Here is a 25,686-nt window from a genome sequence, read left to right on the forward strand (position 1 = left end):
ACCTAGTCTTTTGAAAATAATGATTTAAATAAAATGATAAAACCTATGATGCAAGATCGTTTGATTAATCCGTTAGAAGGATCAGGTGACGCGCCTGATTCCAATATTCGACCAGCACTATTGGCGGAATACATCGGTCAGCCGGTGGTGCGTGAGCAGATGGAAGTTTTTATTAGCGCTGCCAGAGGCCGTAACGAGCCGTTGGATCATACACTTATCTTTGGTCCACCGGGCTTAGGTAAGACAACCCTTGCCAATATTATTGCTCGTGAGATGGGTGGCAATCTGCGCTCAACGTCAGGGCCAGTACTTGAGCGTCCGGGCGATTTGGCAGCGATGTTGACCAATTTAGAAGAAGGTGATGTGTTATTTATCGATGAAATTCATCGCTTGAGTTCGGTTATTGAAGAGATCCTTTATCCAGCGATGGAAGATTTTCAGCTCGATATTATGATTGGTGAAGGACCTTCGGCGCGTTCTATTAAGCTTGATCTGCCACCGTTTACCTTGGTCGCAGCCACCACGCGCGCCGGACTATTGACCTCGCCATTACGTGATCGCTTTGGTATCGTGCAGCGACTTGAGTTTTATAATATCGCTGATCTGACGACGATTGTTAGCCGTGCCGCACGCTTGATGCGGGTACCGATGAGTGAAGATGGCGCGGTAGAGATCGCTCGCCGGGCACGTGGGACACCAAGGATTGCCAATCGACTATTACGCCGCGTACGCGATTATGCGCAAGTGAGAGGCGACGGCAGTATCAATGGCGTGATAGCAGGTAGTGCGCTCGATATGCTCGCCGTGGACAGACGCGGTCTTGATCATTTAGACAGACGGTATATTGAAATATTGCAGGAGCGTTTTGATGGTGGTCCAGCTGGCGTTGAAGCGATAGCAGCAGCAATGGCTGAGGATCGCGGTACGTTAGAGGATGTGATTGAGCCGTACCTTATTCAGCAAGGTTATGTATTACGTACGGCACGTGGTCGGGTATTGACGCAGATGGCGATTGATCAGATGTTATAGTGTTAAAAATTAACATAGTAAACATAAAAAATGCGTCTACGTTTAATTGAAAAATTAAAGGTAGGCGCATTTTTATTGCTATAAATATTTCTATTACTGAACATTGTTAATATTTAGATACAGTCTCAGGCCATATTTTTCCTGGATTTAAAATATTTTTTGGATCAAGTGCTGATTTAATCGCTTGCATTATCACCAAAGCATTACCGTGCTCTTGCTGCATATATTTTTGCTTGCCTTGTCCAATACCATGTTCACCGGTACAGGTGCCGTCCATTTCAATCGCGCGGCTGGCAAGACGGCTAATAATTCCATCAGCGGTAGCGACTTCTTCAGGGTTATTGGTATCGACCAATAATAAAACATGAAAATTACCATCGCCCACGTGACCGACGATAGGTCCAATCATACCAGATGCTTCGATATCTTTTGCCGTCTCACTGACGCATTCTGCTAAGCGTGAAATGGGCACGCAGGCATCGGTCGATAAGGCGCTAGCCTCAGGTCGTAGGGCAGAGCTGGCATGGTAAGCGTTATGCCGCGCTTGCCACAAACGTTTACGCTCAGCTTCATTGGTGTCCCAAGCAAAATCCGTACCGCCGAATTCCTCGATGATATCAGTAAAGATTTGCGCTTGCTCAGCGACGCTGCCTTCTGTGCCATGGAATTCTACAAATAAGGTAGGCGTTTCAGTCAAATTGAGTTTGTCATATAGGTTACACGCTTTAATTTGCATCGCGTCGAGCAGCTCGATACGAGCAATTGGCAAGCACATTTGAATGGTTAACATCACCGCCTGACAAGCATCCTCAATCGTTGGGAAGTGGCAGATGCCACTGCCTATACATTCGCTAATACCAAATAACTTGAGCGTAACTTCGGTGACGATACCAAGCGTGCCTTCTGAGCCTATCATCAATCGCGTCAAATCATAACCAGCGGCAGACTTTTTGGCACGCGTACCGGTGCGGATAATATCTCCACTCGCAGTCACCACTTCAAGCGCGAGTACTACATCTTTCATGGTGCCATAGCGGACAGCATTGGTACCTGATGCGCGAGTCGCAACCATGCCGCCGATACTGGCATTGGCACCGGGATCTATAGGAAAGAACAGTCCGGTATCACGCAAATAATGATTGAGCTGCTCACGTGTGACGCCAGGTTGTACGGTAACGGTCAGGTCTTCATTATTAACCTGTAATATCGCATCCATGGCATGCATATCGATACATAGTCCGCCATAGGGCGCGTTTAACTGACCTTCTAAGGATGAGCCAATACCAAAGGCAATTACTGGCATTTGATACTGATGGCAAATCTCAACGGCCGCAGCAACCTCGTGCTTATCCTGTACTGTCAATACCGCGTCGGGCGGCTGGTTGGCAAGCCACGTCATGGTATGACCATGCTGCTCACGTATGGTTTGATTAAGGCTAAGTTGTTTACCAAAGCGTGTATGCAAAGCGGCAATAGCCTCATTATGATTTGGTTTTACGGAATGATTAGGCTGAGCAGGCGACGTAGCTGATACGGTCGACATAGATGAATTCTCCATATAAAACGTGTTTTTAACTGAGTAAACGCTATCAAATAAGATAAAAAATTAAGCTCTCAGTCATTTTGATTGCTCTTTAACAACAATTAAAATGACTGAGAGCTTATTAAATTAAGATTTAAATTTTATAACTATTAACGAGTATTCATTGCCATTAAAAATCAGAAATCTAGGCTAGAACCCGCCAAATAACGACAATCATAGCTAACAGATAAAAGATAGGCGCAAACCAACCGACTTGTGTCGCAATGGCAATAAATACGGCAAAACCCGAAAGTGCTAGCCAATCTCGGCGGCGGTCGTTGAGCATGTCGGCGCGAATTTGTTGGATCTCGCGCAGTTGACTGTCTTGGCGCGAACCTTGTGAGGCAAGGCTTTGTAAACCCTGATCTAGCAGCTTAGGGATATCAGTGGTTGATAATAAAATCTCTGGCAACTGTTGGCGTAAGTGTTGCAAATTACGCATCGGATCGAGCTGCTCTTTGATCCAGCTACTTAAAATGGGCTTAGCCAGTGACCAGATATCAAGGTCAGGGTATAAGTCGCGACCGAGTCCTTCCACGTGTACTAGAGTTTTAAGTAGTAGCATCAGCTGCGGCGGAATACTCATATGGTGGCGGCGAGCGATATCTAAAATTTGCATTAAGACACCAGCAAAGTCGATATCATTAATAGATTTTTGTAGCATAGGTCCAACAGTGCGTTTCATATCGCGCATCAAGGCATGCTTATCGGTATTGGGCGGTATCCATCCAGCACGGCTGACGATATCAACCATCGCCGTAAAGTTGTTATTCATCACCGCCAACAGCATGCGCGCGACAATAAGCTGGTCGTCTTTTGATAATGTACCCATGATGGCGCAATCAAGCCCGATATAGCGTGGCTCATGACCCAAGTCAACCGCTCTCATATCTGTAGTGAGCGTTTTAACCGGTGGCGTCTCTACAAAGACATTACCCGGATGCATATCGGCATGAAAGAAGTTATCGCGAAAAACTTGGGTAAAAAATATCGTTAAGCCTTTCTTTGCCAATGCTGCTCGGTCATAACCTAGCTTATCAAAGACTTCAACCTGCGAAATAGGAACGCCTTGGATACGCTCCATAACCATGACGTTTTTAGCTGCATCATAGACTTCAGGTACATACATCAATGCTGAACCCAAGAAGTTATTGCGCATCTGCGTCGTATTGTCTGCCTCTAAGGTCAAATCTAATTCATTGAGCATGACTTGGCGATAATCTTCGACAATATCAACGATATGTATAGCGCGCGCCGCTTCGATACGCGCCGATGCCCAATTGGCAAGCTCACGCAGTAGCTCAAAATCAGCCACGATAGTGGTGCGAATATCAGGGCGAACCACCTTTACCACCACCTCACGCCCATCATGCAAGGCGGCCGTATGTACTTGGGCAATAGAAGCCGCCGCTAGCGGTTTGACGTCAAAACGCGCAAACAAAGTCGCAATAGATTGACCAAGACCATGTTTCGGGTCTTGAATTTGGGCAATGGCAACGTCGGGGTCGAAAGGTTTGACCTTATCTTGTAGCTGTACCAATTGCTCGATAATCTCAGGCGGTACTAAATCGCGTCGCGTCGAAAGCAGTTGTCCAAGCTTTAAGAACAGCGTACCCATATCTTCAAGCGCATATTTAATGGCATTGGGCTGATGTTTTTTACCCCACGCTGCCGGATGCAAACGAATTAAACGCGCTAAAGGTTGCAGCTGCGGCGCTTCTTCGACAGAAAGATGGGTATCAATGCGATAAGCGGCGGCAATACGCCAAAGTTCAAGTAAGCGGGCGCGATGGGATAGTAGCATGAGATATAGTTACTCTAAAAAGTCGAAAATAGGCTAGATGTTGTATTCTTTATAACGGTATGTGTTTATAAAGAGCGTTTAAACAATCGTAGCATCTACTTATTATTATCTATTATTGGTTAAACGTGCTTGTTCATCTTTAATAGCCGCAAGCTTAGCTTCTTCACGCTCAATGTCAGCACGTAGTTTCAATAGTTGCTGCTTCAGATCGTTGACTTCGGCGGCTTCCAGCGGGTCAGGAGTGACATTACCCGCTACATCATTTGCCCAGTCGCTGACATCGTTAAAAGCGCGTTTGGCGTTATGGCGCCAGCTGCCTTTTAGCTGCGAGATGAGCAGATGCAATTGACTGGCCATCTGCTTACCAATAAAAGGCTCAAGCTGTCCGGCGACATCAGGGTCAAAACCTGCGACCAGCTGTTTCAGCTGCATCAGTACTTTGTAGTCACCAGCGATAGGTAAATTACCCTCTGTGCCGCGTATCAGGTTCAGCAGCTGCGCAGGATTATCAACGCTAATGATGCAGTCTGGATGACTATGACCAAGACGCGACCGCTCTAGGCTAGCCTTTTGGCGCTCATTCATATTGCCGCTTGGCTCAAACACACTCTCAGTCATGACCGGCTCAAAGCGCAAACGCTCCTCGGTAAATAACACGTCCAAATTCACTTCAGGCGTGCCCATATTTAAACGCAGCACTTTACCCGCAAGTGGTGCCAGACCAGCTTTGGTAATCTCATCGCTAGCAATGGCGATATTAATCAGCTTTTCGGCACCCGCCAAAAGTAATACAGTCAGCATAAGGCTCTCGCATGTTTGGTTGAGCGCCATAAGCGTGGCGCATATTTACATATTGGCTGTTATGACGATGATTAAACGCCTGCCTAGTGGCAAACGTTCTTACATTATGAATAAGCTTTGTATAAGTAGCTTTTAAAACTAAGCTCTAAAACTATTCTTTTCTAAAATTATGCTTTAAAACCACGATGGACAGCGACGATACCAGCTGTCAAGTTATGATAATCACAATTTTCAAAGCCTGCTTGTTGCATCATTTGCTTCAGCGTCTGCTGATCAGGATGCATACGAATCGATTCCGCCAAGTATTGATAGCTTTCTGCATCATTAGCAATCAGCTTGCCCATAATTGGCAAAGCAGTAAACGAATACAAATCATAAGCTTTTGATAATGGCTCAAACACAGGTTTTGAGAATTCTAAAATCAATAAACGACCGCCTGGCTTTAGCACACGATACATAGATTTTAAAGCAGCATCTTTGTCCGTGACATTACGCAGACCAAAGCTGATAGTTAGCAGATCAAAGCTATTATCGTCAAATGGCGCTAATGTTTCAGCGTTTGCTAAGACGAAATCGACGTTGTTACAGCCAGCATTAATCAAGCGCTCACGACCAACTTCTAACATCGCCGCATTGATATCAGATAACACGACTTTACCGTTGCGACCAACTTCGCGGCTGAATACTTTGGCCAAATCACCCGTACCACCAGCGATATCAAGCACATGCTGACCGGCACGTACACCTGATAAGCTAATCGCATAACGCTTCCATAGGCGATGAATACCAAATGACATTAAGTCATTCATGATGTCATATTTTTTGGCAACTGAGGTAAAGACATCAGCAACGCGTGCTTGTTTTTCAGCTTTATTGACCGTTTGATAACCAAAATGCGTTTGCTCATTACCGTCGGTATCAGGCGTATGGGGATTATTGATGTCATCACGCTGATTAAAAAGTGTTTGTTTGGCAGTTTGTGCGTGCGCAGACGTATTACTTGCGCTGTTATTTGGGATGTTGTTAGCGTTATCTATATGGTTTGGCATAGTCGTTTGTTGACCTTGTGGGGTTCCGGTTGGTAGATCTTGCACTTGCGTAAAGTCATTGTTTTTGCTGTTATCGACTGCGGCATTTTCATTAAGCGTCGTATTAGAAACATGGCTTTGACAAGCTTTTACTTGAGCGGTGATGCTTTGATTATTAGTGATGCTATCTTTGATCAATTTATCTTGCAGATGAGCATGAGAAGTAGCATGAGTTTCAGTATTGTTATTTGAATGATCAGTCATACGATTATCCTATTATTGGTTTTTATGATGGCGTATTTGAGCGCTGTTTAAGCATCATTGAATCACTACACAGCGCCGTTAGCCATGGGCATTATTGACCCTATCATACACCAAACGTTGTTGGCTTACCGCCATTATCGTTGTCATGAACCTCGGCATGAACTTCGTCAATAATCTCAAGCTCACGTTCACAAAACGGTTCAATAAAGCTGCTGACACTTTTTAGTGGTTTCATCGCTTTAAAGCCTGAATCGATAAAGTCGTAAAGCGGTTGGAAGTTATGGCGATAAGCCGTGCCTTTCGCGAGACCAAAGGCTTTTTTGAGCATAAACGAGTTCAAATCTTTATCGGTACGATAGCAGACCTCTTTTAGATTGTTAATCTGCACACGGCGCTCATTGGCCTCATCGACAGCGCGGTAAGCGGCGAGCATATTCTCTTCATTAACCGCTAAATCTTGAGCAACCAACCACTCGGCTAAATGTAAATCAAGCTCAATGGCCAAGATAGACGCTTGAATGCCCATGCTGCCCGCTTCTAAAGAAGCTTCTTTGGCAAGGCGCTCTAATTTTTTAGCTTTAGGAAGGATGCGTCCTAATTGCTCTGCCAATACTTTAAATTCATCACCACCATATAGCTGCGTTAAAAAATAATCTGCCATCGGTTTATTTTTTGGTTGTTGAAATAGCGCGCTATGGGTACGTTTGATACGCGCTTGTTGCCATGCTTGCACTTCTTTTAATTTGGTATTTAAGGCAGCATCTTCATGGTGTGGCAGCGCCCAAAAACGGTTTAAGTGCTGTTGTAAATTGGCTAAGGCAGACATGGCAGGTAATCCTATAAAAAGTAAAAATGGCAATCAAATTGATGATAAAAGGGTTGAAATGATACTAAATTCTTGTGCTTGTGGGCAGCTATTAAAGCATGCGCGCAAAATTTTGTTCACCTTAAAAGAAAATACCTCAGAATACAAATGCCAAACTGTTACATAGCAGGGTTATTTACTATATTTACTCAATGCTATGATTAACTGACATGGTGATTTTAAGTGCGGTAGTCAGTGTTGTAATCAATATTATAAAAACCAAGCATTTATAAAATAGCTATGTAAATATGAAGTTTTTATGCAAAGAAAATAGCGTATAAAAATCATAAACGAGAAATGTATAACACCGCATAAAAAACTATAAAACATTATCTAATAATAAAGCGAGTATGGACATGAGCAAAAAAAATAATACCACTAAAGACCAAGCGCAAGAAGCGGTAAGTGACCAATTTAGTGAGCAAGTCGTCGAGCAGCGTTTAACACCCAATCCGTTAAATATTTTTTCTATGGACAAAGATGCATTGCGATTGGCATTAGTCACTGCCCAATTTGCCTTGCGAGCCACGCGGCAACAAACACCGCCGACCATCAATAGACCAACCGGGCTATTGGTGCTGGTCAACGGCATGGAGCAGGCAGGCAAGGGCACAGCGGTCACCCAACTGCGGCAATGGGTAGACCCGCGCTTACTCAAGGTTGAGGCAACGGTTGGTGATTGTCCCTTAGAGCATCAGCCGATTTGGCAAGCGCATACCAAGGCGCTGCCGCGTCATGGCGATGTGATGGTGTATTTTGGCAACTGGTATGCCGATTTGCTCTATAACGTTATGCGTATGGCAACTCTAGATAATAAAGGCGATGAACCTAAAGAAAGTGGGGATAAAAATAATAAGAAGCTGAAAAATAAAGCGTTGCCTATTGCCCAATGGCAAGACTATTTACAGAAAGAACTGACTAAGCTACAAGCCTTTGAGCAAGACCTTGCTGCTAATCAAACCAAGCTGCTCAAATGCTGGTTTCATGTCGATATCGAAACCTTACAGGCGCGGCTTAACGATGATGAATCTGATCCAGAATTTTTATATCAAATTGATTGGAAAAGTAAAAAGGTCGTCGACACTTTTAATGAGGTGGCAACGGCTTTATTACGCCAACAGGATGACTGGATTATTATTAACGGTGAGGATAAATCACAAGCGGCTACCCATTTCTGTCATAAAGTGTTGCAGGCGATGCAAACAGCACTAGCAAGCAGTAAAGCAGAAAGTAAGAATGCAAAAAAGGTAGCAAAATTTGAGCCTGTGAAAATACCTAAAACTTTGATAAATATTGACGATACCGAGATAGATAAGTCTGACTATCATGAAGCACTGGCCGAAAAGCAAGCACGCCTTGCTGAATTGCTGCGTGCGCGCAAAGGTCGTCATGTGGTATTTGCTTTTGAGGGCATGGATGCCGCTGGCAAAGGCGGGGCTATCAAAAGACTGGTTGCGCCACTCGACCCTCGCGAGTATCAGATTTATAATATCGGCGCACCGATGCTGTATGAGTTGCAGCACCCTTACCTATGGCGCTTTTGGACCAAACTGCCCAATGAGCAAACTGATCGTATTAGCCGTATCGCTATCTTTGACCGTACTTGGTATGGGCGTGTATTGGTCGAACGTATCGAGGGCTTTGCGACTGATGGAGAATGGCAGCGCGCTTATGCTGAAATCAATCGTTTTGAGGCAGATTTGGTAGCCGCTGGCACGATAGTCATCAAATATTGGCTCGCTATTGATAAAAAAGAGCAGCTCAAACGCTTTGAAGCACGTGAAGAGACGCCGCATAAACAGTTTAAGCTGACCGATGATGATTGGCGCAATCGTGATAAATGGTTAGATTATGTGCAATCGGCGGCTGATATGCTGGCACGCACTCATACAGACGATGCCCCTTGGTGCGTCATTGCCACCAATGAAAAGCGCCAAGCGCGCTTAGATGTATTAGACCATGCGATTGAGCAGTTATCTTCAGCACTTTCTCATACTAAATAGGTGACCAATAAGTGATTGGTAATAGTGATGAAAGCGTTAGGTACGCTTGATAGTTAATGGTATTTTTGCTTAGTTATTTAATAGAAATTAACAACAATTTTCTATTAAATGTCTAGCTTTTCTAAGCCATAAATTTACAGTTACAAATCTCGCAATATCATCATGCATTCTGTGTCTATATTTAATATAATAGGCGCGTAATAACTTCTGCTTTCTAGCAAAATGGCTGAGCAGTCGGATACTATATTTATCATATAAATGCTCTAATCATTATCAATATATCTTTTATAATCAACGCTATCACTATAAAACCTAAGCCGCAAGCTGCTGTAATCGGACGATTTGGCAAGACTACTTGCGGCTTTATGGCATTTTGTGTGATAGGTTTTTACCTGATGTGTGGGCAAGCTAAAGCAAATATTAATAAGCGCCCAAAACTATTGGGACAATATAGATAGCAATAGAGCAATTTTTTACAACCATATTTTCGAATCAGTAAATTCAAAACAGTATTTCGAGAAAGAAATTCAAAACAGTATTTCAAAGACATGTTGCGTACACGCTATCATCATGTTAGATGGTGAAAACGATACCATCAATGACATCATCAATAGCGCCGCAATGTCATCAATCACCTATAATTTCAATCAGCTTACGCAGGACGTATTAACGTATGGGTATTAGCAGCAGTTCTACAGGACCAACCAAAGCAGTCGGTTCTATAAGAATCAATCTATTTTTTGCCATTTTACTGATTGCGATGACCGCTTACTTTTTATGGTGGGGTCTGGATTACACCATGCATCAGCAGACGACGCTATTTATCGTAGCGACGGCTTTTGGTGTGTTTATGGCATTCAATATCGGTGGTAATGACGTCGCCAACTCCTTTGGTACCTCAGTGGGTGCGGGGACGTTGACCATTCCGCAAGCCTTGGGTATCGCAGCGATATTTGAGGTATCAGGAGCGGTGTTAGCAGGCGGTGAAGTCACCGATACCATTCGTAGCGGTATTGTCGACTTAGATGGTCTATCGGTATCGCCCAACCAATTTATTTATGTCATGCTTTCAGCGCTTATCGCTGCTGCATTTTGGTTATTGTTTGCGACCAAAAAAGGTCTGCCGGTTTCGACCACTCACGCCATCATCGGCGGTGTCGTTGGTAGCTCCGTGGTTTTGGGTATCACCTTAGGTGGTACTGAAATGGCGCTATCGACGGTAAATTGGGGTACGATTGGTACGATTGCTATTTCTTGGGTTATATCACCGCTACTCGGCGGCTTATTTTCCTACCTTTTATATGGTCAGATTAAGAAAAATATCATTGAATATAATGATAGAACCGAGGCACACATTGCGACCCTAAAAGGCGATAAAAAAACGCTAAAGCAAAATCACAAAGAATATCTGGATGGTCTGACTGAGTCAGAACAACTGGCTTATACCTCAGCGATGTTACGTGATCAAGAAATTTATAAAGATGATGATTGTGACGTTGAAGATTTAGAAACCGACTATTACAAACAGCTTTATGAAATTGAAAACGAGCGCAGCAACCTCGATACCTTAAAGGCATTGAAGCAATGGGTACCTATCATTGCGGCTGCAGGCGGCGCGGTCATGGCCTCTTTGGTCATCTTTAAAGGCTTAAAGAATGTCAATAATGGCATGACAACGCTGCAAGGCTTTTTAATCATGGGCATGATTGCAGCGCTAGTTTGGCTTGCGACCTATATCTATACCAAGAGTATCCGCGGTAAGCATAAAGAAGATTTGACCAAAGCCACCTTTATTATGTTTAGCTGGATGCAAGTCTTTACCGCATCAGCATTCGCCTTTAGTCATGGCTCAAACGATATCGCCAACGCCGTCGGTCCTTTTGCGGCGATTATGGACGTTATTCGTACCAATAGCATTGCGACTGAAGCGGCAGTACCGCCCGCGGTGATGCTGACCTTTGGTGTAGCGTTGATCGTTGGTTTATGGTTTATTGGTAAAGAAGTCATTCAAACCGTCGGTACCAATTTGGCAAAAATGCATCCGGCTTCTGGCTTCTCAGCGGAATTGGCTGCTGCTGCTGTGGTGATGGGCGCTTCGACCATGGGTCTGCCAGTATCGAGTACGCATACCTTGGTCGGCGCAGTACTTGGCATCGGTATTGTCAATAGAGATACCAATTGGGCACTGATGAAACCTATCGGTTTGGCATGGATAATTACTCTTCCTGCAGCAGCGGCAATGTCTGCAATCAGTTATATTATTTTGGTCAATATCTTTTAAAACGTACGCTTATTAAGGTTTTTACATAAGTCTTATTTAAAGTTATTTATAAGCACGTTTCAAATAAAAAACGCTTATCAGCCTTATGCCGATAAGCGTTTTTTTATGATTTTTGAATTTTTATTCAGTACCAAACTGCTTACGTTTTTTGGCAAAAAAGCGGTCCAATCTATCCATGGCATCTTCTAAATCGTGCAGATTGGGTAAAAACACTAAGCGGAAATGGTCGGGTGCATCCCAGTTAAAACCAGTACCTTGCACCAGTAAAACGTTTTCTTCGACCAATAAATCCATCATAAACGCCATATCATCTTCGATAGGATAGACCGCAGGATCCATCTTTGGGAAACAATAAAACGCCCCTTGTGGCATGGTGCAAGAAATACCTTTAATGGCATTGAGGCGTGAGACCGCCATTTCGCGCTGCTTATAAAGACGGCCTTTTTTAGAGGTTAAATCCTTCATGCTTTGATAACCGCCCATCGCCGTCTGAATCGCATATTGCCCTTGGACGTTTGAACATAGGCGCATAGATGCCAACATATCTAAGCCTTCGATAAAGTCAGATGCATGGTGTTTTTTACCAGAAACCATCATCCAGCCAGCACGGAAACCTGCGATACGGTGCGACTTTGATAAACCATTGTAAGACAGCACAAGCACATCATCAGTCAAGGTGCTCATCGGCGTATGCTCCATATCATCATAGAGAATACGGTCGTAAATCTCATCGGCCATGATGATTAAATCGTGCTCTTTTGCCACTTCGATAATCTGCAGCAGCAATTCATCACTATACAGCGCACCGGTTGGATTATTGGGGTTAATAACCACGATGCCTTTGGTTTTAGAGGTAATTTTAGACTTGATGTCTTCGATATCAGGATGCCAATTGTCGTCTTCATTACAGCGATAATGCACGGCGGTACCGCCTGCTAAGTTGGCCGCTGCCGTCCAAAGCGGGTAATCAGGCATTGGCACAAGGACTTCGTCACCATCATTCATGAGCGCTTGCATGGTCATAACAATCAGCTCAGAGACGCCATTGCCCAAATACACGTCGCGTACATCAACAGCAGATAGCAGGCCTTTTGATTGATAATATTGCAAAACGGCTTTACGAGCGGCAAAAATACCTTGTGAGTCTGAATAACCAGTCGCTTCTGGCAGGTTCATCGCCACATCACGCAAAATCTCATGCGGTGCTTCAAGACCGAAAGGGGCAGGGTTACCAATATTAAGCTTTAAAATGCGCTTACCTTCGGCTTCCATTTTATTTGCCGTTTGCAGCAGAGGACCACGAATATCGTAGCAAACGTTTTGTAATTTATCGGATTTTTTTATTGTGTTCATAGAGTGACCACTCATAGGGTTGTTTTGTGAATGTGGCGCTGCTTGATTTTTTATTGGTTGAGCGGCGTTAACTTGTTTGCTAGATACTGCATTTTTATTATGAGCATTTATGCTTTGATTTGAATCTGGGTTGCTAGCAATGTTGCTCTCGATATTAGCTTCACTTGGCAGCTCACCACGCAACAGATAGCCTTCGCTACAGCCTAAGATACGCGATAAGGTCGGCAGCTTTGATGATACGATGCCATTGGTTCCGCGCTCCCAGTTAGAAATAGCCCCGCGACTGACCTTTGCGCCTGCTGCGGTCATCGCTTGCGCCAATTGCTCGGCAGTCATGCCCTTATCGCGGCGCAATTGTACCAATCGTTCGGCTTGCGTGCCTTTACTGTCAGCCATCATTATTTATACCTTTTATTAACCAATCAATGCGTTTGTAATAGCAGACGACTAATAGAGTGATTAGCCATAAACCATTACTAATGCAAGATATTATTGCAAATAACCTTATAATGCAAGTATTAGGATGGATATCAACAAATTAGTTTTCAATTTATAGAAAAATGCAAGAATAACTTGCAAAGACAACTCTAATCAGTCTTTTATCTATCTTTCTTGATGATTAAGTAAGCAGGTATAGAAACCCAATAAAATTACAACTTTACTTATTTAATCGGCAAAATAATTTGTTATATTTTACTTCTCTATCTCTTATTCAGTTTCTCAAAACCTTAGGCTTTCAGCTGGTAGATTGAGCAGTTTTATAATAATGACCTTGAATAGTCAGCCGATAAGCAGCAGATAAAGGTCATCGTTTTTATAAAAACGAACGATAAATTTTTGCTATTAGATGACGTAAAACAAATGAGATAACCAATCATTTCATCCAAACATTCCATAAGGATATACGATGCAAGACAACCAATTAAGCAAAGAAGAAATCAGCCAGTTGACCGAAGCGGACTGGAAAGAGCGCTTGAGTGCCGATGAGTATCATGTGATGCGTGAGAAGGGCACAGAGCGTCCATTTACTGGCGTCTATAATGATATCAATGATAAAGGTATCTATCGCTGTAAAGGCTGCGGTGCAAGCTTGTTTGAGTCGGACAGTAAGTTTGACGCAGGTTGCGGCTGGCCAAGCTTCGACCAAGGTATCGATAATGGTGCCATCGATGAGCATGTTGATGACTCGTTGGGCATGCGCCGTACCGAAGTAACGTGCAGCAATTGCGGCGCGCATTTGGGTCACGTATTTCCTGATGGACCTCGTGAGACTACTGGCATGCGCTACTGCATCAACTCTTTATCTATTGATTTGGATAAAACTGAAGAATAAATGTCAATATAGTCAGTAGTTTGGCTAAAATCAGTATTTTAGTTAAAGTTAGACTGAGAAGAGGGAAGTACGTGGTGCTTCCTTTTTTCTTATAAACCTGCAAATTTCTTATAAACCTGAAAACAATAAAACAATTAATTTAAGGATGAATGATGAGCACTATTTATGATTTTACCGCTGAACGTATGGACGGCACCTCGCAAGCCTTTGCCGATTATAAAGGCAAAGTGTTATTAATCGTCAATACCGCTAGCAAATGTGGCTTTACGCCGCAGTTTGAAGGTCTAGAGGCGTTGTATCAACAATATAAAGATCAAGGACTGGTGGTGATCGGTTTTCCTTGTAACCAGTTTGGCGCTCAAGACCCTGGCAGTAATGAAGAGATTGGCGCATTTTGTCAAAAGAATTATGGCGTCAGCTTTCCGATGATGGCGAAGGTTGATGTCAATGGTAAAGATGCTCATCCTATTTTTGAGTGGTTAAAGGAAGAGAAGGGCGGTATGCTGAGCATGCTGACAGACGGCATCAAATGGAACTTTACTAAGTTTTTAATTGGTTCAGATGGACAAGTGATTGATCGTTATGCGCCAACCACCAAGCCTGAAGCGCTTAAATCCGATATTGAGCAAGCGCTAGCAGGGAAATAGAGAATAAGCTGCAAAAATCATTGGTTTTGTATAAAATATAAAGCCAATGAAAACAGAGGCTTGCCTATAGAATTGATAAATTCAGGAAAAATTCGTAAGAAAAGGGCAAATAGTGTTTGACAGCCATGTGTAAATCTATATAATACACACCCACAGCAGCAGAGCTTAGTGACAAACTTAGAGCTCTGTTAATGTTGAATAAATTGCCTAGCAATTGTTCGAAGGGTGATTAGCTCAGTTGGTAGAGCGTCTGCCTTACACGCAGAATGTCGGCGGTTCGAATCCGTCATCACCCACCACTATTTAGTATAGTGCTACTCTTAAGTAGTAGGCTAAGTGGTTAAATAAACTAAGTATGACCTAAGCAGCGGTAGTTCAGTTGGTTAGAATACCGGCCTGTCACGCCGGGGGTCGCGGGTTCGAGTCCCGTCCGCTGCGCCATATTTAAAACGAATTTAAACTTTCGAGTTTAAGCAAGTTTCGCCTCAAGTATTCGTTTACTTGAGGTTTTTTTGTGTCTCTAAAATACTATTATAGCTATCTGGTGTTAAATTAACCAAATGGTGAGATAAGTTATCTGTCCGTTAAATTCGCGCTGGTTTTTTCGTATTAAGCATCCAACTACTGACTCAACTCTCATTATACTAAGAGGGGAAATTGATAAAATAGCGCATAGATAAATGAGCCAATGATGACACATACAACACTGAGCCAGACCAGACGAAGATGAGCAACTGACCATTCTGCTTGCCAATCAATTCTATCACTCGCTCTTAGCCACTCTGTCACACTAATCGCTACCGTGAGCCATAATGTGCCGACCAAATAACCTCCTAGCACATCACTCAAATAGTGCTCATTGAGTACAATTCTACTTAAGCCTACCAGTATAGAAAAAAAGACAGTCATTACCACTATACGGACTTGCTGACTAAAGTTGCGGCTAAAACGAATGGCCGTATAAGCAAGAAATCCATATAGCGCAACTGTAATCGTTGCATGTCCACTCGGAAAGGAATCTGTCTGCTCGAACAGCAGAATATGAACTGGTCGATCGCGTTGAAATAATAGTTTACTAAGAAAGGTAAATATTGTACTTCCTAAAGTGGCTACCAGTAACCCTATCAATATATAACGCTGGCGAATTACCCAACATAAAATACAAGTTAAAAATACAACTAAGCATGTCGTTGCAGTAGAGGCGAAGCTGGTAATTAGGATGAAAAACGTTACTAGGGGCGACTCACTTAGCATACTCATCTGCTGTGACACAAAGTGATCCATCGCCACAATAGTATCTGAAGTGACGACATCTTCAACCAAGCCGAGAAACAAAAATAGAATATAACCCATGACTAGCACTAAAAGTGTCAGAGGTAAGCCATAAAAATGCTGTATATGAAGCCTTTGCGATAAAACATGATACAGCTTTGGATAATTATTTCTTAATCGAATAAGTCGTTTGCTTTGACTACAGTACTGTTTAATCGCCGTCCAATATCGCAGCGCGTGATTCAGTATTTTCTTACCATAACGAATCAATCCATATTGCAAAACCCATAACACAACCATCACTAATAGAATTAAGCTTCCTAATATGAGCAACGGCTGATTTTCTTGGATAAAGTTGGTCATGGGTAAGAGTTCTCTTCTGGAAACAGTGGTTGTAGATGTGTTATAAATTCCTAAAACATTAAATACTTTATAAATTTTATTATCTAGTCTTCTTAACATCTTCTTAACAGGGTAATTGCTAAATTAAAGAATGAAATTTCCCTCATTCTATTAAGAAGTCCGTGTATGTCAAAACACTTAGTCACTGATGCCAGTATTGCAGAAGCCAATAGTATAGATTCTGTCACAGCCAATACTGCAACTAGCGAGAAAAGAAGATTCTATAATCGTGAGGTAAACCTCGCTTACTTGATTATAGTGGTGGCGCTATATCTGGTTGCTACGGCAAATATAGGTTTCTTTAAGCAAGTACTCGCTATATATCCGTTTGCTGACAATGTTGGCTTTATTATATCTCTTACTGGCTTACTGTTTGGGCTGATGTGGTTATTGTTTCAGCTATTGTGCTACCGCCCGATAGCAAAACCTGTGCTTAGCATAATGCTCATTATTGCGGCCATATGTGGTTATTTTACCGATGGCTACGGAACAATATTTGATAGCGGTATGTTGATTAATAGCTTACAGACGGACCAAGCAGAAGCGATGGGACTGATGGCGCCAAGCTTTGTTATTCGACTGCTATTATTAGGGGTGTTACCTGCTTTTATTATCAGTAAGCTGCGAATAAAGCGTTTGTCTATAGGTCGCTCAATCGTACAAAAGGCAATTACCTTGATTTTGTCTATTGTGTTGATAGCGGTTTGCCTATTGCCGTTTGGTGACCAGTATGCCAGCTTCTTTCGTCAACATAAAATGGTGCGTAGTTATACCAATCCCATTACGCCCATTTATTCAGTCATAAAACTCGGTACCGACTATGTCGATGAATTGCGTCGCCCTGATACGATGACTGCTCATGCTGTAGATGCTAAGCGGACAACTACGGTTGGCAAGGTAAAACCTAAGCTTATGGTATTTGTAGTCGGTGAGACCGTTCGCGCTGACCATATTGGCTTAAACGGTTATAAGCGCGATACGATGCCGCTACTTGCTAAGCAAGCGGATATCTATAGCTTCAAAGATGCTACTTCCTGTGGAACCTCTACAGCGTATTCAGTACCTTGTATGTTCAGTTATGCCAACCGAGAAGACTACGACATAGACACTGCTGAGTATCATGAAAATGTACTGGATACCCTCAACAAACAAGGTGTTAATGTCATTTGGCGGGACAACAATTCTAGCTCTAAAGGCGTGGCAGACCGCGTCACTTTTGAGGACTATAGAACATCCGATACAAACCCCGATTGTGATGTTGAATGTCGCGATATAGGTATGCTCGATGGTTTTGATACTTTAGTTAAGTCGAATACAGCGGGCAAAGCAGCGGCTCAGCCACAAGATACCCTAATTTTACTACATCAAATGGGCAATCATGGTCCTGCTTATTATAAACGCTACCCGAAAGATTTTGAGGAATACAAGCCCGTCTGTATGACCAATGAGCTGTCTAAATGCGATGACCAGTCAGTTATTAATGGCTATGACAATGCGATTCGCTATACCGATTACTTTTTAAATGCCACTATCGATAAGCTGAAATCATACGAGCAGGACTATGATGTGGTGATGGTCTATATTAGTGATCATGGAGAGAGTTTGGGTGAAAACAACGTGTATTTACATGGTTTACCGTATGATATTGCACCGAATGCTCAAAAGCAGGTGCCAGTGATTATTTGGTCGCCTAAAAACAACGGTATTAATACCAAGAGTCTATCTGATATGATCAATCAACCAGTATCACATGATTTCATTACGCCAACCCTGCTCAGATTTTTTAATATTACGACTAAAGAAGTTCAGTCAGAACCAACCTTTTTTAAGACTACCCATTAAACTGTTTTTTATCCAATTCACACTTTTTGTAGATAGCAGCCATTATGTATAAGATACTTATTATTGAAGACAATCCTGATATCGTAGCAAATATTTATGCTTTTTTTGAGCCAAAAGGCTTTGAGCTAGATAATGCGCATAATGGTCTGAGTGGCTTGGCACTGGCAACGAGCAACCGTTACGACGTGATACTGCTAGACGTCATGCTACCCGGTATGGACGGTACTAAGCTGTGCAAAACGCTCAGAGAAGAATTGCATGATAAAACGCCCGTATTGATGCTAACCGCGCGTGATACTGTTTTGGACAAAGTGGCAGGGTTTGATAGTGGTGCGGATGATTATTTGGTCAAACCTTTCTCATTGGTTGAATTAGAAGCGCGCATTAAAGCCTTAATACGTCGTAATCAGGATGAACATTTTCAACATACTATTGAAGTTGGTAAGCTGTCTTTAAATACTGAGCAACACAGTATCAAACGAGAAGACAAGCTGCTAAAACTAACCCCGACAGGATTTAAAATCTTGCATGCCTTAATGAGTGCCTCGCCTAGAGTGGTTAGTAAAACTGAGCTTGAGGAAAAGGTATGGGGACAGGATATACCAAGTAGTGATGCGCTTCGAACACATTTGCACAGTGTGCGTGCACAAGTTGATAAGCCGTTCGCTAAGCCTATGATAATAACCATAGCTGGTGTTGGTTATCAAATTATTGACCCAGACAAAGTCTAAAATTTCACAATACCATTTACAGATTAGAGTCTATTATAAACAGTCGTATCTATATTTTTTCTTACGCCATCTACTGACTTACACTAAATAAGCACACGCCATGTTCACTATAGACTCAATCGCTAATAAGTTTCGAATCTCATATTTTTTATTCGCCTTACTGCTTTGCACCACGTTCGTCAGTATTTTTATGTATGCTGAGATGCGAATTGAACAGGACTTAGTGAAAGGGCGTCTACTGCAACAGCTGCAACTCAGTCAAGAAAAATATGGCGAGCAGGCTATTTATACAGCAGATCCCGGTATTAAAATTTATCATTATGATAGCGCGCCCGAGCATTTAAAAGCGCTAGCCAATGGAACGGTTCAAGAGATGCGGGTGAGCGTGAATAGTAAAGCGGGCAACACTGAGGCTAATCTGCACTTTTTTGCCTATCAACAAAATGAGCAAAAGTATGTTTTGACCTACTTAGAAGGGTCTGAAATGGTGATGGAACACTATCCTGTTTTGGCCATCTTCGAAGAATTAGAGGGTATATTTGCCGACGCATTGAAAATGGCGGTTATCCTAAGTTTGCTCATTGCTGCGCTATTCTCGCATTTATCCTCTAAGCAAATCATCAAGCCTTTACTAGATTTAAAAAAGGCAGTAGAAACCGATCATCAAAATTTAACCGAATTAACCCATCTACCTTCAGAAGTTGGGGTGTTAGCACGAGCTATCGATGAAAAAAACCATAAACTAGAACAATATCTAAAACGTGAGCAGCTGTTTACCGGCGATGTCAGTCATGAATTGCGTACCCCATTGACTATCATCATGGGCGCATCTGAAGTACTAGCCTCACAGCTTGAAGACAACGGTTACTTGGGCGAATTCGCCAACCGTATTAGCACGACTGCCAAAGAAACCTCTGAAATCATCAGTGCCTTATTACTGTTATCGCGCGCGCCTGAACAGTTGGACACACCGCCAACTTCTATCAACACCATCGCTATGAGCGAAGTATCACGCTTACAATATTTGCTCCGCCATAAACCGGTAACTTGTAAAGTAGTCGCTGATAAAGAGTATGTGGCTTATGTACGACCTGAGCTGTTAAAAATGGCGTTGGGTAATTTAATAAAAAATGCCTTTCAATACACTGATGATGGTGAAGTGATCGTAACTATTGATGCTGAAAAAATTACGGTGACTGATACTGGTCTTGGTATTCCTGAAGCCATGATGCCGCTACTCTATGAGAGATTTGAACGTCTAAATGAGGTAAACACAGCCGATCAGGTAGAAGGTAGCGGTTTGGGTCTTAGCATTGTGCAACGTATCATGACTCATATGGACTGGGAGCTTATCCATCAAGCCAATGCTACAGGTGGTAGTACGTTTAGTATTTATTACAAGTAGGATTGTGCAATCTCAAATCAATTATATATAGCTGGCTATAATATTAATTAATAAAGAGATAATAACCAAATTAAATACGAAGGCGATGATGCTGTGTAGGGTAGCAAGCTTTCTACCTGCCTTTGAAGTAAAAGCAATATCAGCAGTTTGGCCTGAAGTACCAATGGCAACTGCACAATAAAAGAAATCTTCAAACTTAGCGCTTACTATGGTTGCTGACTCAGCGCTGCTACCCTTATCCTCAACCATTGCCTCAGGAAACATAAAAGGTAGATTTGATTCACTACGTTGTTTAGAGAAATATAAATAAGCGTATTGCATAGCAAAAATGACTTGTATCATCAGCCAAGTAATAAAAATAGTAACGACCGTAAGTGCAATAATTAAAATGCGTGCCGTACCTTGATAGTCTTTGCCAATCTGAGTTTGCCTAAAGATCGCTAATAAACAGATTAAACTTGCAGTACTGATGAGGCTCAAGATGATTACTTTGCCTTCATGATCTTCGTTTAGGTGACCATGAATGGTATTAGCACGCATCATCATGATGATACTGACGATATAGATCAAAATAGCACTGTCCCAACCAATAATAAAGCTGGTACTAAAAGAGAGTGGCCATATTGCCGCTACTATTAAGCCAATAACTGCTCCACCTAGTAGACTGCCTAATAAGCGCCAGTGGCTAAGAAACGTATTTGATATTCTTATCATAGTGTCAATCAAACTGTATTCATTATGGTTCAGATTATAGTATCTATTGCGCGCTATTTTTAACCAAGCTTCCAAATACATCGCAGATAAGTTATTTGGTACCTGTTAGTCATTTAATAGGCCTCATGCCAGCTCCAGGTCCAGTCTCGATCCCCATATAACGAGCTTCCCAATGAGGGTTGTATTTCTTTCGATGTTAATGAGGGCAATGAACCATTACCAGTTGATTTTTATTTTCATCATAATTTATTATCTATAGCATAGGCTGCTAGCAGAGATGAGATTAACTTCATATACAGCCTTCAATTTCACAATCTTTTTTTATAGGTCTCATAGCCTACCAAGCCCACAATCATCAATAAAAATACAATACTGCTACTGGTCACGCCTAGAGCCAACTCTCCATTTTTTATCGGTTGTGACAACCAATCACCAAGCGCTGCGCCCAAAGGACGGGTCAAAATATAAGCCAACCAAAAGCATAAAACGCTGTTTAACTTAAGCACATAAAACCCAGCTGTAATAAGAGCGATTCCTGCCGCAAATATCAATGTAGAGTTTTGATAGCCGATATTAAGCCCTTCAGCAAACCAGTCACCTGCGGCAGTACCTAGCGCGAAAGTAGCTAAGATAGCTATCCAATAGAATAATTCACGAGGAAAAGTATCAATGTGATGAATAGATAAAGTCTTCTCTCGGGCATACCAAACCGCAAAGACTACTGCAAGGAGTATGCTAAATCCTATCGTTGAGTACGCTAATGGTATGCCAAGGTTATCTGTCATATTATCGGTAATCAGCGTACCAAGAATACTGACGAATACGACGGTTAACCAGTATTTCCACGGTATATATTCTTTAGCTTTTAGTTGTACTACTAATACGATTACAAATAGCACGGTCATAATAAGAGACGTCGTCGGCAGACCTAGCTTGAAATTAAAAATCATAAAATCGGCGGCAGTTTCACCGACTGTGGTTGACATCATTTTGATCAGCCAAAACACGATCGTAATTTCAGGCACTTTATTAAGCATATGACCAAGCTTAGACGGTTTAGATAGGCTATTTTCTGATGCAAGTATTTGACGGGACGTAGACATGAGTGCTTTCCTTTTTTAGGATGGTTAAGACATAGCACTATATTTGCTACGCTCTCGACTTATAGTAGCCACCCAGCTATTAAGAAAGTGTTAAGACGTCATCATTTACCTTTTAATATAAACAGGTTCTCCTAATCAAATTATTAACATCCACTACTCTTTAAGACTTTTTCCTTTATTTGTAATCTGTGTCAAGGGTTTGTACCAATACTATCGACAAATGCTATGCTAAAGTCTATGAAAATCGCTGTTATCAACCATATTTCACCCTAGTATCAAGTTTAAGAAAAAGGACTTTTGGAGGCTTAATATGCGACACGATTATGTAATGCAAACCACCTATCTTGCTTTCTACATTGCCAAACATGGAGGATTTTTAGATCGAGCTATTAGTATGATTGATGGCTCTCCTTTTAGTCACTGTGAGCTTGTCATTAAGGATCTTGGTAATCAGTGTTACGATTGTATTAGCTCAAGCTATCATGATGGTGGACTGAGACGTAAGAAGATTGATATGTCAGACAATCATTGGGTTCTGATACCGGTGATGTGCGATATGGCTCATGTTCTGCGTTGGTTCAACAAACGCCAACACTTCAAATATAACTATCTTGGTATCATTAGAACCGTCATTCCCGGCTTTTACGAACCTGCTCATTTTCAATTTTGTTCTGAGGCTTGTGCAGATATGCTAGAGTTAGTGGACCCTGGAAGCTACGGAATCAAAAAACTCTATGAGTGGGCTACTCAGACGAATATAGCTAAAGATATAAGCAAACTCCCTAGCAAACTATAATTCTTAAAGGAGGTTTTTGATGCAACCTACCTATTTGGCTTTTTATACGGCGACGCATGGAACGCTGTTAGATCGAGCTATTAGTCTGATTGACGGCTCACCTTATAGTCACTGCGAGCTGGTAGTCGAGGATCTTGGTAATGGATGCTACGATTGTATTGGCTCAAGCCACCGTGATGGCGGACTGAGACGCAAGAGCATTGATATGTCACGCAGTCATTGGGTTCTGATACCAGTGATGTGCGATATGGGTTACGTTCTGCGCTGGTTTCAAAAGCGCCAACACTTTAAATATGACTATCTCGCTCTATTTAGACCAAAGACACCTGGCTTTTACAATCCTGTATACCGAGTATCGTGTGCTGAAGCTTGTGCAGATATGCTTGAACTCGTTGACCCCGGAAGCTATGGACTCAAAAAACTCTATGAGTGGGCTTTAAACCACCCAAACGATAATTAAATATAGTCAAATCCTATATAAATCAGAAATAGCATCAGGCTCGCTTAGTCTACTATTCGTAGTACTTTCACTCACCTTTTTTGTCTCCGAAACATACTTAACCAACCCCGGCTAATCAAACTCTTAATCCTCGCTAAGTTTCTCCTCTGTCATCTCTCGTATTATAGATTCATACCCACAAGGTAGCTGACAACACCACGAAAAGTCTGTCAGAAATCGATTTATTATCTATGATATCGAAGTGGTCAAAAACAATCAGATATACGATGTAAGCACAGATGCCAATACTGGCAAGGTTTTAAGCAGTCAGGTCGATATGGAGGATGAGGATTAAAGAATAAATGAAAAGTATTTAACCTTAACATTTTCTTAACAACCCCAAGCTCATACTCATACCCAAGTGCTAACCTGTGACCTCCTACACTGGGATACTGACAACAGCCATATGACTGATTGCACTTTTTATTTTAAATAACCTGCCATGTACTTTGATTATATTGACTATCAAGCAATATATTTAGAATGAGCATGAAACAGCTATTGAATACTCTTAGAAATCTACTGTATCTATGAAAAATCGCTATATTAAGTTGTTTCTGAAAAATCTAATAATAACAAAAATATGTTTATATATGAGGTGATATATGGAAAAGCTAATACAAGTACAAAAATGGCCAGTTAGCAGCCGAATATTTCACTGGATAAGTGCGATTTTATTGCTGATAACTTGGATACTAATAGTTGTGTACCAAAATACTGATCAGAACTTATATATTAATTTACACAAAGCCTTTGGTCTCAGTGTGTTGTTTTGGATGATTGCACGTGCATTCAATCGCTTGTTGATTAAAGTACCAGCAGCTGTTGTCATGCCGCCTTGGCAAAAAAAAATATCGCAGTTGACTCATTTAGCTCTTTATATGATTCTGATTGCAATGCCTGTGGCTGGCCTATTAACGTCAGTCTATGGCGGTCATCCAGTCGATATGTTTGGACTGTTCGAAATTCCTGTTTTTGTAACCCCTAATCGTAGTACAGCACGCTTTTATGAAAATATACATACGGGTGTTATTTGGCCGATGATTATAGGCCTTACTTTATTGCACATTGGCGCAGCACTCTATCATCAGTTTATTTTAAAAGATAAGCTCATCAATCGTATGAAATAATTGTTTCAATCACTTGTCCAGTAAAGGTAGCTCTATTATTTTTACTTACTAATCAAACTCTAAATTCCCGTTAAGCTTCTCTTAAGTTTCAGGTCGTATTATGGATTCATACCAAAAAGGTAGCTGACAAAACCACTGAACGGAATGTCACAAATCGACTTAATACAAAGGATAAAGCTTATGAAAAACTTATCAATGTTAACCAAATCAATGATTGTCGCTCTGACTGTTGCCGGTATCGGCGCAACTGCTATTGCAGCGCCTGTTGCCAATACCAAAGCTGTGGCAAGCTCAAGTGAAGCGCTCAGTGCTATGCAAAGTAAAATTAGCCTAACGCAGGCAATCAATATCGCCAAACAAAATGCTAAAGGCGATCTGGTCAGTGCAGAGTTTGATTATGACGACGATGGCAAAAATAAAGGTACCGGTAAATATGAAGTCGAATTTGTATCTAACGGTACGTCATATGAAGTGAAGATTGATGCCAATACCGGTAAAGTTCTTAAGACTAAGCAAGAGAAACTAGATAAAAAGGAATTGGCTGAGTATAACGCCATGAAGCAAGCAAAAGTGTCGTTGACCAGTGCCATGCAAAAAGCAGCACAAAGTTTGAATGGTAAAGTCATCAGTGCTGAGTTTGAGGTAGAAAAAGGGCAGTCTGTTTATGACATCGAAGTTGTCAAAGGCAATCAAATATATGATGTGAGCATAGATGCCAATACTGGCAAAGTGTTAAGCAGTCAAGTAGATGTAGAAGATGACGATTAAACCAAACGCTTAAATTGTCACTGTTAATTATTAA

At 41.9% G+C, this 25,686-nt stretch carries 22 protein-coding genes and 2 tRNA genes; 15 read left to right on the top strand and 9 right to left on the bottom strand.

The window, feature by feature from the left end; genetic code table 11:
• Positions 1–48: 48 nt before the first annotated feature.
• Positions 49–1,029: a Holliday junction branch migration DNA helicase RuvB gene (ruvB, locus tag JMX13_RS00840; RefSeq protein ID WP_201609254.1), complete on the top strand. Its 981-nt coding sequence runs from the start codon at positions 49–51 to the stop codon at positions 1,027–1,029.
• Between the two features lie 106 nt (positions 1,030–1,135).
• On the opposite strand, the gene JMX13_RS00845 is transcribed toward ruvB, so the two are convergent.
• The 5 genes from JMX13_RS00845 to JMX13_RS00865 form a co-directional block, all read right to left on the bottom strand.
• A complete protein-coding gene (locus JMX13_RS00845) occupies positions 1,136–2,572 on the bottom strand; it encodes an FAD-binding oxidoreductase (RefSeq protein WP_201608932.1) in 1,437 nt (478 codons plus the stop codon).
• A gap of 184 nt (positions 2,573–2,756) precedes the next feature.
• Positions 2,757–4,415 carry an ABC1 kinase family protein gene (locus tag JMX13_RS00850; RefSeq protein WP_201608933.1) on the bottom strand — a complete coding sequence of 553 codons (1,659 nt, stop codon included), beginning with the start codon at positions 4,413–4,415 and terminating at the stop codon, positions 2,757–2,759.
• Positions 4,416–4,520: 105 nt separating this feature from the next.
• Entirely contained in the window at positions 4,521–5,216 is a 696-nt protein-coding gene (locus JMX13_RS00855) for an SCP2 domain-containing protein (protein WP_201608934.1), read from the bottom strand.
• Positions 5,217–5,383: 167 nt separating this feature from the next.
• Positions 5,384–6,508 carry a bifunctional demethylmenaquinone methyltransferase/2-methoxy-6-polyprenyl-1,4-benzoquinol methylase UbiE gene (gene ubiE / locus JMX13_RS00860; protein ID WP_227686157.1) on the bottom strand — a complete coding sequence of 375 codons (1,125 nt, stop codon included), beginning with the start codon at positions 6,506–6,508 and terminating at the stop codon, positions 5,384–5,386.
• Between the two features lie 103 nt (positions 6,509–6,611).
• Positions 6,612–7,334 carry an FFLEELY motif protein gene (locus tag JMX13_RS00865; protein WP_201608935.1) on the bottom strand — a complete coding sequence of 241 codons (723 nt, stop codon included), beginning with the start codon at positions 7,332–7,334 and terminating at the stop codon, positions 6,612–6,614.
• On the opposite strand from JMX13_RS00865, the gene JMX13_RS00870 reads away from it, so the two are divergent.
• The 3 genes from JMX13_RS00870 to JMX13_RS00880 all read left to right on the top strand — a co-directional run bounded on the left by JMX13_RS00870 (position 7,333) and on the right by JMX13_RS00880 (position 11,657).
• Positions 7,333–7,500: a hypothetical protein gene (locus JMX13_RS00870; protein ID WP_201608936.1), complete on the top strand. Its 168-nt coding sequence runs from the start codon at positions 7,333–7,335 to the stop codon at positions 7,498–7,500. The two genes, JMX13_RS00865 and JMX13_RS00870, sit on opposite strands and share 2 nt — an antisense overlap.
• 229 nt (positions 7,501–7,729) lie before the next feature.
• Positions 7,730–9,376 carry an ATPase gene (locus JMX13_RS00875; protein WP_201608938.1) on the top strand — a complete coding sequence of 549 codons (1,647 nt, stop codon included), beginning with the start codon at positions 7,730–7,732 and terminating at the stop codon, positions 9,374–9,376.
• A gap of 673 nt (positions 9,377–10,049) precedes the next feature.
• Positions 10,050–11,657, top strand: a complete 1,608-nt coding sequence (locus tag JMX13_RS00880) for an inorganic phosphate transporter (protein WP_201608939.1) — start codon at positions 10,050–10,052, stop codon at positions 11,655–11,657.
• 120 nt (positions 11,658–11,777) lie between these two features.
• Here the strand turns inward: JMX13_RS00880 and JMX13_RS00885 are convergent, their stop codons facing one another.
• On the bottom strand, positions 11,778–13,409 hold the full coding sequence (locus tag JMX13_RS00885) for an aminotransferase class I/II-fold pyridoxal phosphate-dependent enzyme (RefSeq protein WP_201608940.1): 1,632 nt from the start codon (positions 13,407–13,409) through the stop codon (positions 11,778–11,780).
• Between the two features lie 508 nt (positions 13,410–13,917).
• Between JMX13_RS00885 and msrB the strand changes: the two genes are divergently transcribed.
• From msrB to JMX13_RS00905, 4 genes are all read left to right on the top strand, one after another.
• Positions 13,918–14,343, top strand: coding sequence for a peptide-methionine (R)-S-oxide reductase MsrB (gene msrB / locus JMX13_RS00890; RefSeq protein WP_201547070.1), 426 nt, complete (start codon positions 13,918–13,920; stop codon positions 14,341–14,343).
• A gap of 152 nt (positions 14,344–14,495) precedes the next feature.
• On the top strand, positions 14,496–14,990 hold the full coding sequence (locus JMX13_RS00895) for a glutathione peroxidase (protein WP_201547072.1): 495 nt from the start codon (positions 14,496–14,498) through the stop codon (positions 14,988–14,990).
• A gap of 223 nt (positions 14,991–15,213) precedes the next feature.
• Positions 15,214–15,289: transfer RNA gene (locus tag JMX13_RS00900), tRNA-Val, on the top strand.
• A 65-nt stretch (positions 15,290–15,354) separates the two neighbouring features.
• A tRNA-Asp gene (locus JMX13_RS00905) sits at positions 15,355–15,431 on the top strand.
• Between the two features lie 198 nt (positions 15,432–15,629).
• Here the strand turns inward: JMX13_RS00905 and JMX13_RS00910 are convergent.
• Positions 15,630–16,625, bottom strand: a complete 996-nt coding sequence (locus tag JMX13_RS00910; RefSeq protein ID WP_201608941.1) for a phosphatase PAP2 family protein — start codon at positions 16,623–16,625, stop codon at positions 15,630–15,632.
• Positions 16,626–16,790: 165 nt separating this feature from the next.
• On the opposite strand from JMX13_RS00910, the gene JMX13_RS00915 reads away from it, so the two are divergent.
• The 3 genes from JMX13_RS00915 (at position 16,791) to JMX13_RS00925 (ending at position 20,642) form a co-directional block, all read left to right on the top strand.
• A complete protein-coding gene (locus JMX13_RS00915) occupies positions 16,791–18,506 on the top strand; it encodes a phosphoethanolamine transferase (RefSeq protein WP_201608942.1) in 1,716 nt (571 codons plus the stop codon).
• 44 nt (positions 18,507–18,550) lie between these two features.
• Positions 18,551–19,237, top strand: a complete 687-nt coding sequence (locus JMX13_RS00920; RefSeq protein ID WP_201608943.1) for a response regulator transcription factor — start codon at positions 18,551–18,553, stop codon at positions 19,235–19,237.
• 100 nt (positions 19,238–19,337) lie between these two features.
• Complete coding sequence (locus JMX13_RS00925) at positions 19,338–20,642, top strand: sensor histidine kinase (protein WP_201608945.1); 1,305 nt, start codon at positions 19,338–19,340, stop codon at positions 20,640–20,642.
• 21 nt (positions 20,643–20,663) lie between these two features.
• Here the strand turns inward: JMX13_RS00925 and JMX13_RS00930 are convergent, their stop codons facing one another.
• Together JMX13_RS00930 and JMX13_RS00935 are read right to left on the bottom strand one after the other, a co-directional pair.
• Positions 20,664–21,356, bottom strand: coding sequence for a DUF1345 domain-containing protein (locus JMX13_RS00930; protein ID WP_201608947.1), 693 nt, complete (start codon positions 21,354–21,356; stop codon positions 20,664–20,666).
• Between the two features lie 308 nt (positions 21,357–21,664).
• Entirely contained in the window at positions 21,665–22,459 is a 795-nt protein-coding gene (locus JMX13_RS00935; RefSeq protein ID WP_265088383.1) for a hypothetical protein, read from the bottom strand.
• A 310-nt stretch (positions 22,460–22,769) separates the two neighbouring features.
• Between JMX13_RS00935 and JMX13_RS00940 the strand changes: the two genes are divergently transcribed.
• From JMX13_RS00940 to JMX13_RS00955, 4 genes are all read left to right on the top strand, one after another.
• The gene (locus JMX13_RS00940; RefSeq protein WP_201608948.1) at positions 22,770–23,255 is read left to right on the top strand and encodes a hypothetical protein; all 486 of its coding nucleotides are present in this window, start codon (positions 22,770–22,772) and stop codon (positions 23,253–23,255) included.
• A gap of 19 nt (positions 23,256–23,274) precedes the next feature.
• A complete protein-coding gene (locus JMX13_RS00945; RefSeq protein WP_201608949.1) occupies positions 23,275–23,715 on the top strand; it encodes a hypothetical protein in 441 nt (146 codons plus the stop codon).
• Positions 23,716–24,359: 644 nt separating this feature from the next.
• Positions 24,360–24,884: a cytochrome b gene (locus JMX13_RS00950; RefSeq protein WP_201608950.1), complete on the top strand. Its 525-nt coding sequence runs from the start codon at positions 24,360–24,362 to the stop codon at positions 24,882–24,884.
• A gap of 180 nt (positions 24,885–25,064) precedes the next feature.
• The gene (locus JMX13_RS00955; protein WP_201608951.1) at positions 25,065–25,652 is read left to right on the top strand and encodes a PepSY domain-containing protein; all 588 of its coding nucleotides are present in this window, start codon (positions 25,065–25,067) and stop codon (positions 25,650–25,652) included.
• Positions 25,653–25,686: the final 34 nt, after the last annotated feature.

This window comes from Psychrobacter immobilis, assembly GCF_904846285.1.
Taxonomy (GTDB): Bacteria; Pseudomonadota; Gammaproteobacteria; order Pseudomonadales; family Moraxellaceae; genus Psychrobacter; species Psychrobacter immobilis_D.

Coding starts and splice junctions, on each gene's coding strand:
- JMX13_RS00885 (WP_201608940.1), bottom strand. CDS start 13,409: ATGATGGCTGACAGTAAAGGCACGCAAGCCGAACGATTGGTACAATTG.
- JMX13_RS00955 (WP_201608951.1), top strand. CDS start 25,065: ATGAAAAACTTATCAATGTTAACCAAATCAATGATTGTCGCTCTGACT.
- JMX13_RS00940 (WP_201608948.1), top strand. CDS start 22,770: ATGCGACACGATTATGTAATGCAAACCACCTATCTTGCTTTCTACATT.
- JMX13_RS00910 (WP_201608941.1), bottom strand. CDS start 16,625: ATGACCAACTTTATCCAAGAAAATCAGCCGTTGCTCATATTAGGAAGC.
- ubiE (WP_227686157.1), bottom strand. CDS start 6,508: ATGACTGATCATTCAAATAACAATACTGAAACTCATGCTACTTCTCAT.
- JMX13_RS00845 (WP_201608932.1), bottom strand. CDS start 2,572: ATGTCGACCGTATCAGCTACGTCGCCTGCTCAGCCTAATCATTCCGTA.
- JMX13_RS00875 (WP_201608938.1), top strand. CDS start 7,730: ATGAGCAAAAAAAATAATACCACTAAAGACCAAGCGCAAGAAGCGGTA.
- JMX13_RS00850 (WP_201608933.1), bottom strand. CDS start 4,415: ATGCTACTATCCCATCGCGCCCGCTTACTTGAACTTTGGCGTATTGCC.
- JMX13_RS00915 (WP_201608942.1), top strand. CDS start 16,791: ATGTCAAAACACTTAGTCACTGATGCCAGTATTGCAGAAGCCAATAGT.
- ruvB (WP_201609254.1), top strand. CDS start 49: ATGCAAGATCGTTTGATTAATCCGTTAGAAGGATCAGGTGACGCGCCT.
- JMX13_RS00920 (WP_201608943.1), top strand. CDS start 18,551: ATGTATAAGATACTTATTATTGAAGACAATCCTGATATCGTAGCAAAT.
- JMX13_RS00870 (WP_201608936.1), top strand. CDS start 7,333: ATGGCAGGTAATCCTATAAAAAGTAAAAATGGCAATCAAATTGATGAT.
- JMX13_RS00935 (WP_265088383.1), bottom strand. CDS start 22,459: ATGTCTACGTCCCGTCAAATACTTGCATCAGAAAATAGCCTATCTAAA.
- JMX13_RS00855 (WP_201608934.1), bottom strand. CDS start 5,216: ATGCTGACTGTATTACTTTTGGCGGGTGCCGAAAAGCTGATTAATATC.
- JMX13_RS00865 (WP_201608935.1), bottom strand. CDS start 7,334: ATGTCTGCCTTAGCCAATTTACAACAGCACTTAAACCGTTTTTGGGCG.
- JMX13_RS00880 (WP_201608939.1), top strand. CDS start 10,050: ATGGGTATTAGCAGCAGTTCTACAGGACCAACCAAAGCAGTCGGTTCT.
- msrB (WP_201547070.1), top strand. CDS start 13,918: ATGCAAGACAACCAATTAAGCAAAGAAGAAATCAGCCAGTTGACCGAA.
- JMX13_RS00950 (WP_201608950.1), top strand. CDS start 24,360: ATGGAAAAGCTAATACAAGTACAAAAATGGCCAGTTAGCAGCCGAATA.
- JMX13_RS00930 (WP_201608947.1), bottom strand. CDS start 21,356: ATGATAAGAATATCAAATACGTTTCTTAGCCACTGGCGCTTATTAGGC.
- JMX13_RS00945 (WP_201608949.1), top strand. CDS start 23,275: ATGCAACCTACCTATTTGGCTTTTTATACGGCGACGCATGGAACGCTG.
- JMX13_RS00895 (WP_201547072.1), top strand. CDS start 14,496: ATGAGCACTATTTATGATTTTACCGCTGAACGTATGGACGGCACCTCG.
- JMX13_RS00925 (WP_201608945.1), top strand. CDS start 19,338: ATGTTCACTATAGACTCAATCGCTAATAAGTTTCGAATCTCATATTTT.